The sequence below is a fragment of the Helicobacter labetoulli genome, from assembly GCF_003670275.1.
GTDB lineage: Bacteria > Campylobacterota > Campylobacteria > Campylobacterales > Helicobacteraceae > Helicobacter_C > Helicobacter_C labetoulli.
In genome coordinates this window covers 111,867-126,609 of sequence record NZ_QXJF01000007.1, presented here as the reverse complement: position 1 = coordinate 126,609, position 14,743 = coordinate 111,867, and the positions used below count along the sequence as shown (strand labels likewise).

Sequence of the window (14,743 nt, the reverse complement as noted above, 5' to 3'; positions counted from 1 at the left end):
AAAGCCTTCAATGCGTCCATTTTGCACCACAGCGACACCAAGGGCTACATTATCTTTAACGATACCAAAGATTCTATTCTCCAATGCTTCGCCCTTGCGATATATTCTTTTGTAAATTTCACTTTCACTTCGCCATTTTCTACAATCGTTACCCAATACAGAGGCGTGTTATCATTTGCAAAAGTAAAGTAGATTCTTTTATCCGTGCGATTATCCGTAATGCTCCCAGCTGAAATAAGTGTGTAGTATTTATTGAGTTGGAAGTCTCCGGGTTTGCTACCATTGCTAGATTCTGCTTTGATACTGCTATCTAGCTTTATTCAATGCGTGTGCCATCACCCAAAGTAAGATTTTTCCCTGTGTTTTGCACCTCTCCATTTGAACTCATAGTGTTGCCCTCTAGCTTTAAAGCGTGGAATCTATCATCATTTGTCCCCGCTTGTGCTTGTAGCTTCAGCGGATCAGATTCTGAGTGCGTTTGATTTGTGGGCGTTTTGGCAGTCTCACTTGTGATCATCTTTGAAGCCGCTCCCGGATTCAAGCCATTTTGAGCGACTTTATTCCCGCCACTTGCCGTTGGTTTGCCCACATTCTCTAAAGTCAAGCTTTGCGAGATAGAAAGGTTTGCTTTGATAGGTGAATCTATATAGTTTTTATTCGCCATATTATGCTTTAAGATTCCAAAGTGGATTCTAGAATCTGCATCAGTTTTTAAGCTCGTATTGCCACTATCAAAGCCCGTGCGGTTCATATCCCAACTATTCACATAGACATTACTACCACCTTTTGCGTCAATGTCAAAGTTCTTTTGTTGGCTGACAACGGCTTGTTTTGTGGCAGGATTCACTTCTAGCTTTTCTAAGTCAAGGGCAATATACACATTGCTTTTTTTATCAGCTTCAAGCTTGTTTATCTCCAGCTTTGAGCCTATCTCAGTTTGAATCTTAGTCTCACCCTCTTTATCAATCTTTAAAGCCTTGTCATTTTCCATCTTAAAAGTAGAATCCCCAGATACATAGAGATTATGCTCTATCCCAGCATTGCCTTTGAGCGTTACCTGTGCTTGATCTTGTAGCCATACATTTTGCCCATAGAATTTATCATTACTGACACTTCCGCCCTTAAACATAAAATTTGTAACATTAAATTTAGAATCTTTATCCACATTCAAAGTAAGATTGCTTAGCTTCTCCGCTACAATCGTGCCGACATTTAACGCCGTATCCTTGCAAAGTCGCTTCGTGTATGACCTCTTTTCTCTCACTCTCTTTTACAATATCCCTTGTCCCTACCCCTGTTGTCTCTCTAAATCCATTCACAGCAATCAGCGCATTATCTTGCTTTTGTGAGCTGATTTTGCCACTTACATTAAGGCTAGACTTTTTGCCATCTACGAGAATGGAGTTTTTAATATTTTCGGGTTTGGACTCTTACCCTTGCGTTGTTGTATCTTTTAGCGTTATGGATTGTAGAGTTAGAGTAGATTCATTCATTACGCCAACATTGCCGGTAATATCCGTTTTTGCACCTGTAATTTGCGATTTATCTTTTACAAAAAGGTCATAATTTGTAGGCTTTGTGAAGTTGCTTCCACCCATAGAGTTGAGATTGCTTAAATCAAATGTAGAGCTTTCAAAGCCTAGAGATTCTGTAACTTCAAGCTTTGAGCCATTTTCAATATTTACAATATCACTTCTATTGCCATTTAAGCCTTTGAAAATAAGATTCTTTATAGTCGCAGTGCTGTTATTCATCGCTAGAATCGCACCGCTTTTGTGCGTTTCTCTATCAAGTCCAAAAAATCGCGGTAGAAAAACTTGTCGGCATAGATAATTTGTGCGTTTAGCCCACTCATCAATGTAGCTGATAGCACAATCGCAACACCAAATTTCCTGCTATTTGCATATCTCATAATGATTAAATTCCTTAAAAAATCTTAGTGTTATAGAAAATAAATCGTGCTAGTATTTTTTTGTTACAAATAAAATATGGCAAACTGCCGAATCTACACAGAATCCGCAACTCCAAAGGGAGCATTTAGCTTAATATTTTCTAAAAATACAATGTCTAAAAATATTTTTCTTTGTGATAGAGCCATCTTTGTTTAATATTTCCTTAGATTCTCGCAAAGTCGTGGCATAAATGGCAATAAGCCCTAGAGACTTTGCATATTCCACCATTGCGTAAGTCGCCCCAAAATCCCCCTGGAGAGAAAAGCAGGAACTCCTTGATAAAAGCTTAAGCCAAAAGTTAGAATCTTTTCAAAAAGCTCTAATGGGAAGTGGTGTTTTCTATTAGGGGAGCATTACATACCAAAACGGATTAATCTTGCATAAAAATAGCCATAAAGCAGGGCAAAAATCCCACAAAATGCCAAAAGCAGCCAAGTGTGCTGATAAAAGCATACACTCAAAATCACAAAAGGCACATTGCAAAAAAGGAGAATAAGTGAAGTATTTTTATTAGAATGTGTAATGCGTTTAAAAACGAGCATATGCAAATGCACCTTATCTGGCTTTGTGGCGGACATTTTGCGTTTAAATCGCTTCCTCCATATAGAAAACACCACTTCCCATACAGGATATATCATAATGCTTAATCCAAAAAAAGCACTCACAGATTCAGTATGCCTTTGCGTGAGTAAGACTAAAAGCATACCAAGGATAAATCCTAAAAAATAAGCCCCACCATCTCCTAAAAATATCTTACCCAAAGGAAAGTTACACACAAAAAATCCCAAGATTCCAAAAAACAACACCAAAGCACAATAAAAAATCTCCATATCTTTTACATCATAGGCTACATATAGAATCCCACTTAAAATCAGCAAACACACCCCACTTGCTAAACCATTGAATCCATCTATAATATTAATCGCATTACTCACCCCCACAAGTGCAAATGTGGTAAAAAATAGACCGATAAGGTAGGGCAGAATAAAGCCAAGCGATAAATCCTTTAAATACACATCAAGCCACGCACACACGCCAAATGCCGCCACGCACTGCATAATGAGACGCACTTTTGGAGAAAGATTCCCACTAAAGTCTTCTATCAACCCACTTGCAAAGATAATGCCACTGCCAAGCAGGATAATCAGCGTTTGTGTGTTTATGCCTAAGCTTATTTGGGTAAAATATGCATACAATATAAGCAAAGCAAAGGCACTAAAGATTCCAATGCCTCCAGCACGAGGCGTGGCTTGAGTATGGAATCTTTGAGGCTTATGCGAAGTGCCACTATCTATGAAAACGCCAAATCGCCTAGAGCTGATGATAATGCCAACACACAGCACAAAACTTATAAAAAAACTACCCAAAGCCAAAAAAAGCAGACTTGTTTCCATATCTCCCACGCCCTATATTTTAAGATAAATTTTAAATAACAAATTGGCGGATTCTACATAAGCTTTGCTGAATTTCTACTGCAAACCTAGAATCTACAATAAGGGCAGATTCTAAGCAAAAGCTAGCAGCCTTTTCAAAAAGCTAAAAATCGTTACGCAAAGTAAAATAAAACTTTCATTCTTAATTTTATGTGTTTTTTAAGATAAGTATGATTATACTTCAGCTCGGGTTTTAACCCAAACAAACAACAAATAAGGGAGCAAAGCTATGGCTGTTAAGATTACAGATATTTGTATCGCTTGTGGTTCTTGTATTGATGAATGTCCTGTAAGTGCTATCGTTGATGATGATGATAATCCAACAGGCGAAGGCATTTACTATGTGTATTCAGACAAATGCGTAGAGTGTGTTGGGCATAATGAGCAACCTGCTTGTGCAAGTGCTTGCCCAACTGATGGCTGCATCGTATGGAGCGAATTGGGAAGTAGCAATCGCGATAATATCGGTGCTGATATGAGAGATGGCACACACCCTGTGATATCTTAAACCGATAGAATCTCACACTTGTGGGATTCTACTCTTTTTTACAAAATTTCCTTAAAACTCACTTTTTCACTTCTTGTTTTTTCTAATTTAGATTCTTAAGCTAGAATAAATCCGTTTAAAATTTCACTTTGTAAGGAGACACGATGAAAACATTGCATATGTTTGGAGCTTTTGGTTTGGGATTATTGATGGCTGGGTGCTTTTCAGGTGAGCCTAGCACACCACAGGATAATGGAGAGATTACACAAATTTGTAATGAGCCAAAATACACTATTGCCCTTGGTAAGATTGATACTACAAAGGAAAATATCCTTTCAAAAAAAGATTTTCAAGCAATCTTAGATGAAAGCCTTGCAAAAAGTGGTTGTTTTAAGATTGAATCTAAAATCAGCCCAACAAGCTACACGCTTAACATCAAATACGGCTTTGAGATTCAAGAGACAAAAGAAGATACAAGTGCTATTAGCACCAAAGATAGTGCGACTTTAAAAAGCGATGTAAGCTTCACAATGACAACTAAGACAAAGACGATTCAGCAAAATGCAACAAGCACATTGAAGCTAAGTGAAAAAAAATATCTCGGCGTTGGCGATGAGCTAGAAATCACACAGGAGCAAAAGCAAAATGTCATTAGACGCTCACTCCGCACGATTTTTAACAACCTTTCAAATATGCCTAGCAAATAAGCTTTAAGGACAAAAATGCAGGTTACAATCATAGGTAGTGGGTATGTAGGGCTTGTAGCTGGGGCGTGTTTTGCCCAAATGGGAAATGAAGTGATTTGCCTTGATGTAGATTCTAAAAAGATAGAATCTTTAAAGCAAGGAAAAATCCCTATCTATGAGCCGGGCTTAGAAGAAATGGTGCGTGAGAATGCAAAGCTTAAAACCTTGCGATTTAACACGGATAAAAAGGAATCTCTCTCAAATGCAGAAGTGATTTTCATTGCTGTTGGCACGCCGATGGGCGAAGATGGGAGTGCGGATTTATCCTTTGTTAAAGCTGTGGCACAAGACATTGGCAGTCATATAGAGCGAGAATATGTCGTGGTTGTGGATAAAAGCACAGTGCCGGTGGGAACGGCAAGGGAGGTGAGAAAGATTATAGAATCTGTGTTGATTAAAAGGGGGAGGCATTCAGCTTGTCAAGGCAATTCGTCTTTGGGTAATCATAGTAGCGATTCACAAAGTGAAACGCCCACTTTAGAGGCGCTGTCGGGGTGGGGGATTGCTAAGGGGGAGGGAGCGACCTCGCCTAATTCAAGCCTCTCCCCCTTAGCTCAAAAAAAAGAAGCAGAACAAAATCCCTTTTTGCGAAAAGAAAACAATGAAAACAACGATGATTTTTTAGAATCTAACATTCATCACTCAACTGAAATGCAACCCATTGCATTTGATGTCGTAAGCAACCCCGAATTTCTCAAAGAAGGCGTTGCCATAAAAGACTTTATGAGTCCAGATAGAGTGGTTATCGGCACAGATTCTACAAGGGCATTAGAAGTGATGAGAGCCTTGTATGCACCATTTTTATTGAAAAGCGATAGGTTCATTGCGATGGGGATAGAATCTGCGGAGATGACAAAATATGCAGCAAATGCAATGCTTGCTACAAAGATTAGCTTTATTAATGAGATGAGTCAAATCTGTGAGCGTGTGGGGGCAAATATCAATGATGTGCGGCAGGGCATAGGCAGCGACTCACGCATAGGATATAGCTTTATTTACCCGGGCTGTGGGTATGGCGGGAGCTGCTTCCCTAAAGATGTAAGGGCGTTAGAAAAGAGTGCAAAAGATGTGGGCTACACGGCAAAGATTTTGCAGGCGGTGCAGGAAGTCAATGAAAAGCAAAAAATGTTTTTGGTGGAAAAAATAGTCAAGCATTTTGGGGAGAATCTGCAAGGGCTTAGCTTTTGTGTATGGGGGCTTAGTTTTAAGCCAGAGACTGATGATATGCGTGAGGCAAGCTCTTTGGTGTTAATAAATGAGCTAACTAAGCGTGGGGCAAGGATACAAGCCTATGATCCAAAGGCATACGAACAAGCAAGATTCTATCTCAAAGATAGGCTAGATTCTATTACATTTATGGAGAGTAAATATAGTGCGTTGCAGGGCTGTGCAGCGTTGGTGCTGCTAACTGAATGGCGGGAGTTTAGAAGTCCTGATTTTGGCGAAATAGCAAAGCTGTTAAAAGAGCCTATTATCTTTGATGGACGAAATATTTATCAGCATTGTGGCTTAGAATCTAAGGGCTTTAGGTATTATCAAATTGGTGTTGGCGAAGTGTGAGCCTAATTGTGCCGTTTAACAAGTAAGCCGATTATAAGAGCTAGGATTTCATATTAAAGGGGTATGTATGCTAAGAGGTATTGTCATTTTTATGGGTATGATGAGCTATCTTCTAGCCGCAGAGCTTGAGATACGCACTACAACAATGGGAACGGTGGGTGAAGTCAAGCAAATGCGTGTGAGCTACATTAAAGGCACTGATATTAAGCACGGACGCGAGGCTTGGTATGATGAGGAGGGGCATTTGCTCCATCAAATGCACTATGTCAATGGACGCAAAGAGGGGCGAGAGATGAAGTATTCCAAAGATGGCGAGGTGCTTTATGATGCAAACTATAAAAATAACAAACTTGAGGGCTTGGCACAAGAATTTTACCCCCAAAATATCCTTAAAGCCGAAATTACCTATAATGAGGGCAAAATCGTAGGCAAGGCAAGGTGGTTTCACCCAAATGGCACACTTGCTAAAGAGGCAGATTATAGCGATGGTGTGCCAGAGGGCAAGGTGATTGAATACTATGATAATGGCAAAGTCTCTCGCCAATATGCCTACAAGCAAGGCAAGATTGAGGGGATAAGCCGAGGATTTTTCAATAATGGCAAGATTCAAGAGATAGTAACCTATCGCAATGGTGTCAAAAATGGCGATATGAAGCAATATGATGAAAATAGCTTAGTGCGTTTTGAAGCGAATTTTAAAAATGATGAAAAAGTCGGTAGAGAGCGGAGCTATGACGCTCAAGGGAATATTATTACACAGCGTATGTATAGCTCAGATTCACCAAAGCGAGTTGAAGTAAGCTGGTTTTATCCCAATGGCAAACTCAAGCTTGAAATGCTCTATGAAAACAATCAAGCTCTATGGCAAAAAGAATACAACGAGAAAGGTGAGATTGTCGCAAAGCTTGATTGTCAGGCACAAAATTGCCTCCCGGGCTTGAGTGGGGTAAGAACACAAGAGCAATAGCTTTCATAGATTCTATTTTGCTTTTTTAAGCCTTCAAAGAGCGTGTAGAATTTACTACATATAGCGTTTTTACAGGGCAAAATCACAAGCCTTCAATCTTTACAACAAGAGCTATTTTTTCACACCTGTCAATTAGCCAAACGCCAAGCTACCTTTAACCGCACACAATTCCCCAAAATCACATTGCTACCCAAACACGACTTACAAAAGGAGATTTATAAACTTTTAGCTACTTGATTATAAGGATATGAGAATCTAAAAGGATTTAAATAAAAGCTAGATTCTAAAATCTCACGCTTTCAAATCACAACATTGTCATTTTTGCAAGTGTGGGCAAGAGCTTCGCTCGTGCGAGCCTTTAGGTGAAATACCTTTGTTTGAAATATTTTTGCTTTTATATTTTTTTATAAGGGGGAGGGGCTTATATTTGCAAATGTGGATTCTAAAACAATAGAATCTGCCTAATTAAGATTTACAAATACAAAACACTCTCTATCACTTCCGCAAAAAGAAAAAAGGTTTATCCCCCTTTGTTCGCAATCGTGTTGCTCACCCCTTAGCCCAAAAAAGAATAAAGCGACCGCTGTTTCTAAAGAAGCTACGCACCACTAGAGGGGCGAGAGTAAGGCTTACACACAAAGTGTGTAACATTAATTTTATGGATTCTGCTAACGCAGAATCTCTACGAGAAAATGTTGTTTAGCTAGTTTTACGCTTAAGGCACGACCTTAAGCGTGTAAAAATTAATCGCGTGAAACGCAAACCTATAAAAGCGTCGTAGGGGGTGAGTGGTACGCCCACGAACGCCCTTAAGGGCAATGGGCGGATATATAAGGGGGAGTGAGCGGTATATCTGCGAACCGACTTCGCATTTTTGCGTAAGCTACACTCGTGCGAAGCACTAGTCCATACTTGCAATAATCCACACTTGCAAATTCAAGCCCCTCCCCCTTATAAAAAACAATAAAATAAAAATAAAAAAACTTAGAATCTAAAAAAACATAAATACTTCGCTCACGCTCAATATGACAAAGCAATAAAGCAAGAAACAAGACTAAGAAAGAAAAAACAAATTCTAGAATCTCATATAGTAGTTTTTTTGGTAGTTTTTGTATTGAATAAAAGATACTTTAGTAAAGCCCTAGTAATGACATAAGATAGACAAATTTTGATACAACAAGTAAAAGCATTAGAGTGATACAAATCCCCTTAAATCGGGTCCCACTAAAACGCAAAATGAGACAGGGTATTTTGCACGGGAGTTGCAATCCCCTCACAAATCGGGTCCCACTAAAACCGACTTCTCCAAGTCGCATTTAGCGTGTGCTTTGAGCGTTTTCAAAGCTCCAAATATCCTAAAACACGCAACTCTATCCAAACAAGTCATATCAAAATGTCAAAAAACGCCTATTTCTAGGGAATGCCACAAGGGCTTTTAGTGGTTTGATAATAAGTAAAAGGTGTTAAGATAGAGTAAATCATCTTGGTATTTTATAGAGAATCTTATTTTGGGCTTTACGATTTTATACATTATTGACTTGCGAGATTTTCCTGTAACTTATACTTTATCTCCGCCATTTGCCAATCATCTGGCGTGTCAATGTCTTGGACTTGATAGCTTTTTAGGATAATAGCATAAGAATGCGGGGCAAAGATAGGCAGATTCTCCTGCCACGCTTTTGCTTTGCCAAAGTAAAACTGCCCCGCATCGTGATAGACCTGCTCTAAATCTTGTGAGCGTTTGGCATAATGGGCTGGAAAAAGCATAGCAATCTCGCCATTTTTAAAGCAAAAGCTACGGTAGGGATTATAATCATAAGCTACGGCACAAAAGCTAAAGAGATAATCTGAATCTTGCAGGGCAAGGTAACCTAGATTCAGGCTCTTGGCATTTAGCAGTGGGGCGGTTGGGTAGATAACACAAAGCAAATCATCTTGAGTAAGATGAAGCATATCTATGGCGTGGTTTGCCACATTAGCAGTTGGCGTGAAGTCATCGCTTAAATGCTCTGGACGCATAAAGGGGACTTTTGCTCCATAGTCAATGGCGATTTGAGCGATGGTGTGAGAATCTGTGCTAACAATGACTTCATCAAAGAGATTAGATTCTAATGCGGTGGCTATGGGGTAGGCGATGATGGGTTTGCCACAAAAATCTTTAATATTTTTGTTTGGGATTCTTTTGCTCCCGCCTCGTGCGGGGATAAGGGCTATTTTTCTCACTTTTGCTGCCTTTTGCTTGTGGTGTTGCCCTTGTGAAAAAGGGCTAGATTCTACTTAGAATGGATAAAGAGATTCTATCCCATCGCTAATGGGCTTTTTGTGGTTGGTATCACTGATTGGCCCTACTGATGTGTAGGCGATTTTGGCATTGGCGATATGTTTGCTTTGCACGACATTATCTTTGCTTATATCAAATGAACGCACCACGCCACTTAATTCTAGAATCTGCTTTTCGCCATCAACAAGCACTTCTCTTCGTCCGTGGATAAAGTAGGTATTATTATCTAGGACTTTGATAATTCGTGCTGTAAGCGTGGCATTGAGTGCTTCATTACGGGTTTGTGCGCCTCCACCTTGAAAGTTTGAAGTATTGTTGGCTTTTGTGAGATTGTAGGCGGCTTGGTCGTTGAGCTCTTGGATTATTTGCTTTTGCTCTTCATTGTTGCCTGTGTATTCAATGGCTGGAGGTGTTACATTTCCACCACTTGCACCATTGTAGTTTTTGTTTGTAGTGAAGTTGGCATTGGCAGTTTCATTGATTACAATAGTGATAAGATCATCGGGTTTCATTGCGCGTCTATCAGAAAATAGCGGTCTATCCCCACTGCCAAAGAGGCTTCCTGCACGGGGTAATTCTGGGACATCATTATCCGCAGATTCTCGCTCTTCTACCCAATCTGGAGCATTAAAGTCAATACTTGGCTCAAAGGCTAAGGCTTTGTTTGGAAAAAGGGCGATAAAGAGAATCAGGATTCCAAGGAGCGACATTCCTAAACTTCGTGTAAGCATTTACAATCCTTTGTAATGTTTTTGTGGGCTTTTTAAGCAAAGGGCATTCCTTAAAATAGAATCTGCATTTATAGAATCTCAAGTAGATTCTGCCCCCTTGTTATACTCAACACAGCAAGTATCTCTATTTTGAGAATCTTTGAGTGCTTCTTGTTTGTTTCTTTAAGGGGGAGGGGCTTGAATTAGGCGAAGTCGCTCCCTCCCCCTTAAAATCATTCGCAGATATACCGCTCACCCCCGACAACGCCTCTAAGGTTGGCGTTTCACTTTGTGAATCGCCACTATTGATTGTATTTGTGGCAAAGTCGTGCTTTGCCACTGCTACATTTGTAGAATATACTAGAGATTCTAGGCTTTTAAGAATCTAAATTGCTATAATGCTATTTCTTTTTTTAAGGGGCGTTGTTATGAATACAAATCTCACGCAGGGCATTTTGGCTATGCTTTTTTCATCTTTGCTTTTTGCGTTAATGGGTGCGGAGGCAAAGATTCTCTCTCTTAGTCTTCCGCCTATGGAGGTGGCATTTTTACGCTCATTTTTAATGGTGCTGTTTCTTTTGCCTTTGTGCGTGAGTAAGCCGATGAAAAAGCCTAACCATAAAAAAGGCGGATATATTTTTCTTATCTCTCGCTCTGTGGCTGGGGGCTTAAGCTTTGTGGCGCTTTTTTATAATATTGCAACTATTACTTTGGGCAATGCCACGGCATTTAGCCAAAGTATGCCTTTATATGTGGTGGTGCTGTCGTTTTTGTTTTTGGGAGAAAAGTTTAATATTGGCGTGGTGATTTCTACGATTGTGGGCTTTTGTGGAATCTTGTTGATTTGTAACCCAAACTTCAATGCGATGGGAGTAGAAAATATTATTTTTGGTATTTCAAGTGCGTTGTTTATGGCGGTGGCATTTTTGAATCTTAGGGCATTGAAGGATTATTTTAGCTCGTGGGTGCCGGTATTTGCCACAGGTGTGGCGATGAGTGTCATTACACTTGGCATAAGTGTAGCCAAAATCCCGCTTTTTGCTGAATCTTGGGCTATGCCTCAAGGGATAGATTGGCTACATATTATCCTGCTAGGGCTATTTGGCACACTAGGACAGCATTATCTCACAAAGGCGTATATGTCCGCTCCTGCTGGGATTGTAGCCCCTATTGATTATATGCGTTTGGTTTTTAGCGTGATTCTAGGCATTTTACTTGGGGATAATTTACCAAATCTTGCTACAAGCTTTGGCATAATGCTTATTATACTCTCTGGCATTGGTGTTGGACTGCCTCCATTGCTTGCGGATATGAAAAAGTTACTACACGCTAAAAACACTAAAAAATAAGGGGATAGCAATGCGACACATTTATGATAAAGCTTTAGAGGCAAACCAAAGGCTGCAAAGTGTGATTGCCCATACACCGCTAAGTTACGCTCCTGTGCTTTCACAGCTATCTTTAAGTGAGATTTATCTTAAAAAAGAGAATCTTCAGCTTACTGGGGCATTTAAGATTCGCGGGGCGTTTAATAAAATCGCTTCATTGGTAGAATCTAGCGGGGCAGAATCTAAGGCTAGGCAGATTCAAGGAGTTATTGCCGCAAGTGCTGGGAATCACGCTCAAGGGGTGGCATATAGTGCAAGGCACTTTGGGATTCAATCTGTGATTGTTATGCCTGAAGCGACACCATTATTGAAAGTGAGTGCGACTAAGGCGTTGGGAGCGGAAGTGGTGCTTTGTGGGGATAACTATGATGAAGCATATACAAAGGCTTTGCAAATTGCTAAAGAGCGTGATTTGGTGTTTATCCACCCTTTTGCTGATGAGCTTGTTATCGCTGGGCAGGGAAGCATAGGGCTTGAGATATTGGAAGAGAAAAATGATATAGATGTGGTTGTTGTGCCTATTGGTGGGGGTGGGCTAATAGGAGGCATTGGCAGCGTGATAAAGACACTAAAGCCTAAAGTGCGAGTTATTGGTGTGGTGGCAAGTGGAGCTGATGCGATGAAGCGGTCATTTTTGAGTGGGAAAATTGAAAAAGTAGAATCTGTAAGAAGCATTGCTGATGGGATAGCTGTGCGTGATGTAAATGAAGAGAATTTTACGCTTTTGCAGCAATGCGTAGATGAGATAGTGAGTGTAGATGATGAAGAAATTGCTAATGCGATTTTGTTTTTGCTTGAAAAGCAAAAGCTTGTCGTAGAGGGTGCAGGGGCGGCTAGTGTGGCGAGTGTCTTGCATAAGAAATTTAGTTTTAGTCAAAGTGATAAAATCGCCCTTGTGCTAAGTGGGGGGAATATTGATATTACAATGCTCAATGTGATTATTGAAAAGGGATTGCTTAAATCAAACCGCAAGATGAAGCTTGAAGTTGTGCTGATTGATAAGCCCGGAAGTCTGCAGGGACTAACAGATATTTTAAGCAAAGTTGGAGCAAATATCGTGCAGATTGAATATGATAGGACTTCGGTAATGCTTAAATATGGCGATGCACTTGTAACTATGGCACTAGAAACAAAAGGACAGGAGCATAAGGAGCAAATCCGCCAAAGCCTTAAAAACTATGGATATTTTTTTAATGAGATTAACTAAAAGGCATTTAGATAGACTATGCTAAAAGATATGTGGGATATATACAGGACTTCAAATCTCCGCACAAATGTGCTGTTTTGCTTGATTCTAGGAATTAATGTTGGAATGTTGCTGTTTGCTTGTAGGGATTTAAGTATCCATCATAGGGAAGCTGCAGGGGTGTTTTACTCACAGGATTTACTTTTTGTGGTGGTGCGGTTTTTTCTTGATACTTTTGGGTGGAATGACTATGTTTTGCGTTTGCCTTTTGTGCTTGTGCATATGGGCAATATGTTTTTACTCTATAGAATCTCGCGTCTTTATCTTAAAAAACCACGCGATAGCTTGATTGTTGTGCTTGTGTATGCCTTGCTGCCCGGGGTTATGTTTGGTGCGTTGCTTGTATTAAAAAGTGGGTTTATTATTTTTATAACACTTTTGTGTTGTTATTATCAAATGCGTTTTAAGAAAATGCCTTATCCCATTATGTTTATAGCGGTGTTTGTAGATGGGAGTTTTGCGATTTTATTTTTTGCATTGTTTTTTTACGCGTTGAAAAATAAAAATACATTAGGAATGTTTGCCTCACTTGTATTTTTTGCACTCAATATGTATTTATTTGGGCTTGATGTGTCAGGCTCACCACGCAATTATTTTTTACAGAATCTTGGCAAAATGGCATTTTATTTTTCACCTTTGCTTTTAGTGTTTTATTTTTATACGATTATTAATGCCTTGAAAAAGCAAAATAATATTCTTGTAGATATTGGAGCAACTTCTTTATTTTTTGTTATACTTTTGTCTTTTCGGCAAGATGTGGATTTGGAGAGCTTATTTCCTATGAGTGTGGTGGCTTTGCCTGTGGCTATACGACATTTTTTCTCTGATATGCGGGTGCGTTTGCCAGATTTTAGGGTAGCGTATGTGCGGCGATTTGTGGTGATTTTTGCATTGCTATTGGCACAAAGTTTTGTGCTATATGGCAATAAATTATTGTATCTTTTTGGTATGGAAAATCACTTCGCAAGCTCGTATTACATAAGCAAAGACCTTGCAAATATTCTTAAATCTCGCGGCATAGAATCTATCAATGTTGGGAATCGTAAGCTAGAGTTAGCATTACGATTTTATGGGATAAAAGATTCACAAAGCCCTTATTTGATTCCTATTACAAATTTAAATGAAAGCTATGTTGATGAGATTGATATTGTGTATTTGGGCAAGAAGGTGGCGAGTTTTGTGATTGTGCCTAGTGTGTATGACAAGCCTTTAAGCACAACACAAGCACATAAAAACAAGCAGATTCAAAAGCTTCAAGATTCTACAACATCTAGTGTGCAACCAAATTTGCAATGAAGCTTTTTGAATTTATTGTAGCTATTGTAGTAAGTCTTGTGCTTTTTTCTTTTCCTTCCATTACGACTAATCACAGCCTTGAATCTGCGTATAAAAGCCTTGCTACACAGATTAGAGCTACACAGATTGCGGCTTTAAGCGATGATGTTGCTTTCACACAGCTTGAATCTTCAAAGGATATGCTGAGATTCTACCCTTCCATTGATGCTTTGGCGTTATTGCAACATTATCATAATGCAATGTGGCAGATACAATTTCATCTGGGCAGAATCTACACAACTTATAGCTACAGCATATACGCAGATACGCCAAGACACGCTATTCATACAAACTTTGATAGTCGCCCGATGGCGGGAGATATGATATTGAAAAATATGGATAGAAAATGCTTGAGTGCATATAATAATACAAATACCGCACAAGAATGCAAGAACAATGCACAAGCACAGGTGCGTTTGGGAGAGTATTTTGGGATAGAGCAAATGTTTTTAGAATCTGATGGATTCTGCAAAGAAAGTGGCGGAGGGAGAATCTACTTTGACAAGCTAGGTGTGCCATATTGTGGCAAGATACCAACGCCTTTGCAACAGCCTTTTAAAATCACACTGCAAAAGGGTAAATACACTAAAAGCCTTTGTGTTATGCCAAAAAGTGGGATTATTAAGGAATGCTAAGAA

15 protein-coding genes and 1 pseudogene are annotated in these 14,743 nt (G+C 39.5%); 9 read left to right on the top strand and 7 right to left on the bottom strand.

Translation table 11 applies throughout. The annotated features are described in order from the left end of the window. Nucleotides 1-316 precede the first annotated feature (316 nt). From EBF12_RS04905 to EBF12_RS04895, 5 genes and pseudogenes are all read right to left on the bottom strand, one after another. Nucleotides 317-1,264: a hypothetical protein gene (locus tag EBF12_RS04905; RefSeq protein WP_121726665.1), complete on the bottom strand. Its 948-nt coding sequence runs from the start codon at nucleotides 1,262-1,264 to the stop codon at nucleotides 317-319. 166 nt (nucleotides 1,265-1,430) lie between these two features. After that, complete coding sequence (locus EBF12_RS04900) at nucleotides 1,431-1,754, bottom strand: hypothetical protein (RefSeq protein WP_121726664.1); 324 nt, start codon at nucleotides 1,752-1,754, stop codon at nucleotides 1,431-1,433. 2 nt (nucleotides 1,755-1,756) lie between these two features. Next, nucleotides 1,757-1,912 (bottom strand): hypothetical protein, encoded by a 156-nt coding sequence (locus EBF12_RS11070; RefSeq protein ID WP_157979053.1) that lies wholly within the window; start codon nucleotides 1,910-1,912, stop codon nucleotides 1,757-1,759. 130 nt (nucleotides 1,913-2,042) lie between these two features. Next, nucleotides 2,043-2,219 (bottom strand): annotated as a pseudogene (gene csx20, locus EBF12_RS11065) (CRISPR-associated protein Csx20); the annotation flags it as partial. Between the two features lie 86 nt (nucleotides 2,220-2,305). Next, nucleotides 2,306-3,346, bottom strand: a complete 1,041-nt coding sequence (locus EBF12_RS04895; protein WP_244196368.1) for a glycosyltransferase family 4 protein — start codon at nucleotides 3,344-3,346, stop codon at nucleotides 2,306-2,308. Nucleotides 3,347-3,614: 268 nt separating this feature from the next. Here EBF12_RS04895 and EBF12_RS04890 point away from each other — a divergent pair, with 268 nt between their 5' ends. From EBF12_RS04890 to EBF12_RS04875, 4 genes are all read left to right on the top strand, one after another. Next, nucleotides 3,615-3,893, top strand: coding sequence for a DUF362 domain-containing protein (locus EBF12_RS04890; protein ID WP_121726663.1), 279 nt, complete (start codon nucleotides 3,615-3,617; stop codon nucleotides 3,891-3,893). Between the two features lie 143 nt (nucleotides 3,894-4,036). Continuing rightward, nucleotides 4,037-4,579, top strand: a complete 543-nt coding sequence (locus EBF12_RS04885) for a hypothetical protein (protein ID WP_121726662.1) — start codon at nucleotides 4,037-4,039, stop codon at nucleotides 4,577-4,579. A gap of 15 nt (nucleotides 4,580-4,594) precedes the next feature. Beyond that, nucleotides 4,595-6,178, top strand: coding sequence for a UDP-glucose dehydrogenase family protein (locus EBF12_RS04880; RefSeq protein WP_121726661.1), 1,584 nt, complete (start codon nucleotides 4,595-4,597; stop codon nucleotides 6,176-6,178). A gap of 67 nt (nucleotides 6,179-6,245) precedes the next feature. After that, nucleotides 6,246-7,145, top strand: coding sequence for a toxin-antitoxin system YwqK family antitoxin (locus tag EBF12_RS04875; RefSeq protein ID WP_121726660.1), 900 nt, complete (start codon nucleotides 6,246-6,248; stop codon nucleotides 7,143-7,145). Between the two features lie 1,530 nt (nucleotides 7,146-8,675). Here the strand turns inward: EBF12_RS04875 and pseF are convergent. Both pseF and flgH read right to left on the bottom strand, forming a co-directional pair. Beyond that, a complete protein-coding gene (gene pseF, locus EBF12_RS04865; protein ID WP_121726658.1) occupies nucleotides 8,676-9,368 on the bottom strand; it encodes a pseudaminic acid cytidylyltransferase in 693 nt (230 codons plus the stop codon). Between the two features lie 54 nt (nucleotides 9,369-9,422). Then, the gene (gene flgH / locus EBF12_RS04860; protein WP_208630946.1) at nucleotides 9,423-10,136 is read right to left on the bottom strand and encodes a flagellar basal body L-ring protein FlgH; all 714 of its coding nucleotides are present in this window, start codon (nucleotides 10,134-10,136) and stop codon (nucleotides 9,423-9,425) included. A 164-nt stretch (nucleotides 10,137-10,300) separates the two neighbouring features. On the opposite strand from flgH, the gene EBF12_RS11395 reads away from it, so the two are divergent. Genes EBF12_RS11395 through EBF12_RS04835 form a run of 5 tightly spaced genes read left to right on the top strand, consistent with a single transcriptional unit; the run spans nucleotide 10,301 to nucleotide 14,740 of the window. Next, nucleotides 10,301-10,525, top strand: a complete 225-nt coding sequence (locus EBF12_RS11395; protein WP_208630945.1) for a hypothetical protein — start codon at nucleotides 10,301-10,303, stop codon at nucleotides 10,523-10,525. 39 nt (nucleotides 10,526-10,564) lie between these two features. After that, the gene (locus EBF12_RS04850; RefSeq protein WP_121726655.1) at nucleotides 10,565-11,485 is read left to right on the top strand and encodes a DMT family transporter; all 921 of its coding nucleotides are present in this window, start codon (nucleotides 10,565-10,567) and stop codon (nucleotides 11,483-11,485) included. 10 nt (nucleotides 11,486-11,495) lie between these two features. Continuing rightward, complete coding sequence (ilvA, locus tag EBF12_RS04845; protein ID WP_121726654.1) at nucleotides 11,496-12,731, top strand: threonine ammonia-lyase; 1,236 nt, start codon at nucleotides 11,496-11,498, stop codon at nucleotides 12,729-12,731. Nucleotides 12,732-12,749: 18 nt separating this feature from the next. After that, nucleotides 12,750-14,066: a hypothetical protein gene (locus tag EBF12_RS04840; RefSeq protein WP_121726653.1), complete on the top strand. Its 1,317-nt coding sequence runs from the start codon at nucleotides 12,750-12,752 to the stop codon at nucleotides 14,064-14,066. Continuing rightward, on the top strand, nucleotides 14,063-14,740 hold the full coding sequence (locus tag EBF12_RS04835; RefSeq protein ID WP_121726652.1) for a hypothetical protein: 678 nt from the start codon (nucleotides 14,063-14,065) through the stop codon (nucleotides 14,738-14,740). Before EBF12_RS04840 ends, EBF12_RS04835 begins: the two co-directional genes overlap by 4 nt. Nucleotides 14,741-14,743 lie beyond the last annotated feature (3 nt).

Coding starts and splice junctions, on each gene's coding strand:
- EBF12_RS04850 (WP_121726655.1), top strand. CDS start 10,565: ATGAATACAAATCTCACGCAGGGCATTTTGGCTATGCTTTTTTCATCT.
- EBF12_RS04885 (WP_121726662.1), top strand. CDS start 4,037: ATGAAAACATTGCATATGTTTGGAGCTTTTGGTTTGGGATTATTGATG.
- EBF12_RS04875 (WP_121726660.1), top strand. CDS start 6,246: ATGCTAAGAGGTATTGTCATTTTTATGGGTATGATGAGCTATCTTCTA.
- ilvA (WP_121726654.1), top strand. CDS start 11,496: ATGCGACACATTTATGATAAAGCTTTAGAGGCAAACCAAAGGCTGCAA.
- EBF12_RS04895 (WP_244196368.1), bottom strand. CDS start 3,346: ATGGAAACAAGTCTGCTTTTTTTGGCTTTGGGTAGTTTTTTTATAAGT.
- EBF12_RS04900 (WP_121726664.1), bottom strand. CDS start 1,754: ATGAATAACAGCACTGCGACTATAAAGAATCTTATTTTCAAAGGCTTA.
- EBF12_RS04890 (WP_121726663.1), top strand. CDS start 3,615: ATGGCTGTTAAGATTACAGATATTTGTATCGCTTGTGGTTCTTGTATT.
- EBF12_RS04840 (WP_121726653.1), top strand. CDS start 12,750: ATGCTAAAAGATATGTGGGATATATACAGGACTTCAAATCTCCGCACA.
- flgH (WP_208630946.1), bottom strand. CDS start 10,136: ATGTCGCTCCTTGGAATCCTGATTCTCTTTATCGCCCTTTTTCCAAAC.
- EBF12_RS11070 (WP_157979053.1), bottom strand. CDS start 1,912: ATGAGATATGCAAATAGCAGGAAATTTGGTGTTGCGATTGTGCTATCA.
- EBF12_RS04880 (WP_121726661.1), top strand. CDS start 4,595: ATGCAGGTTACAATCATAGGTAGTGGGTATGTAGGGCTTGTAGCTGGG.
- EBF12_RS04835 (WP_121726652.1), top strand. CDS start 14,063: ATGAAGCTTTTTGAATTTATTGTAGCTATTGTAGTAAGTCTTGTGCTT.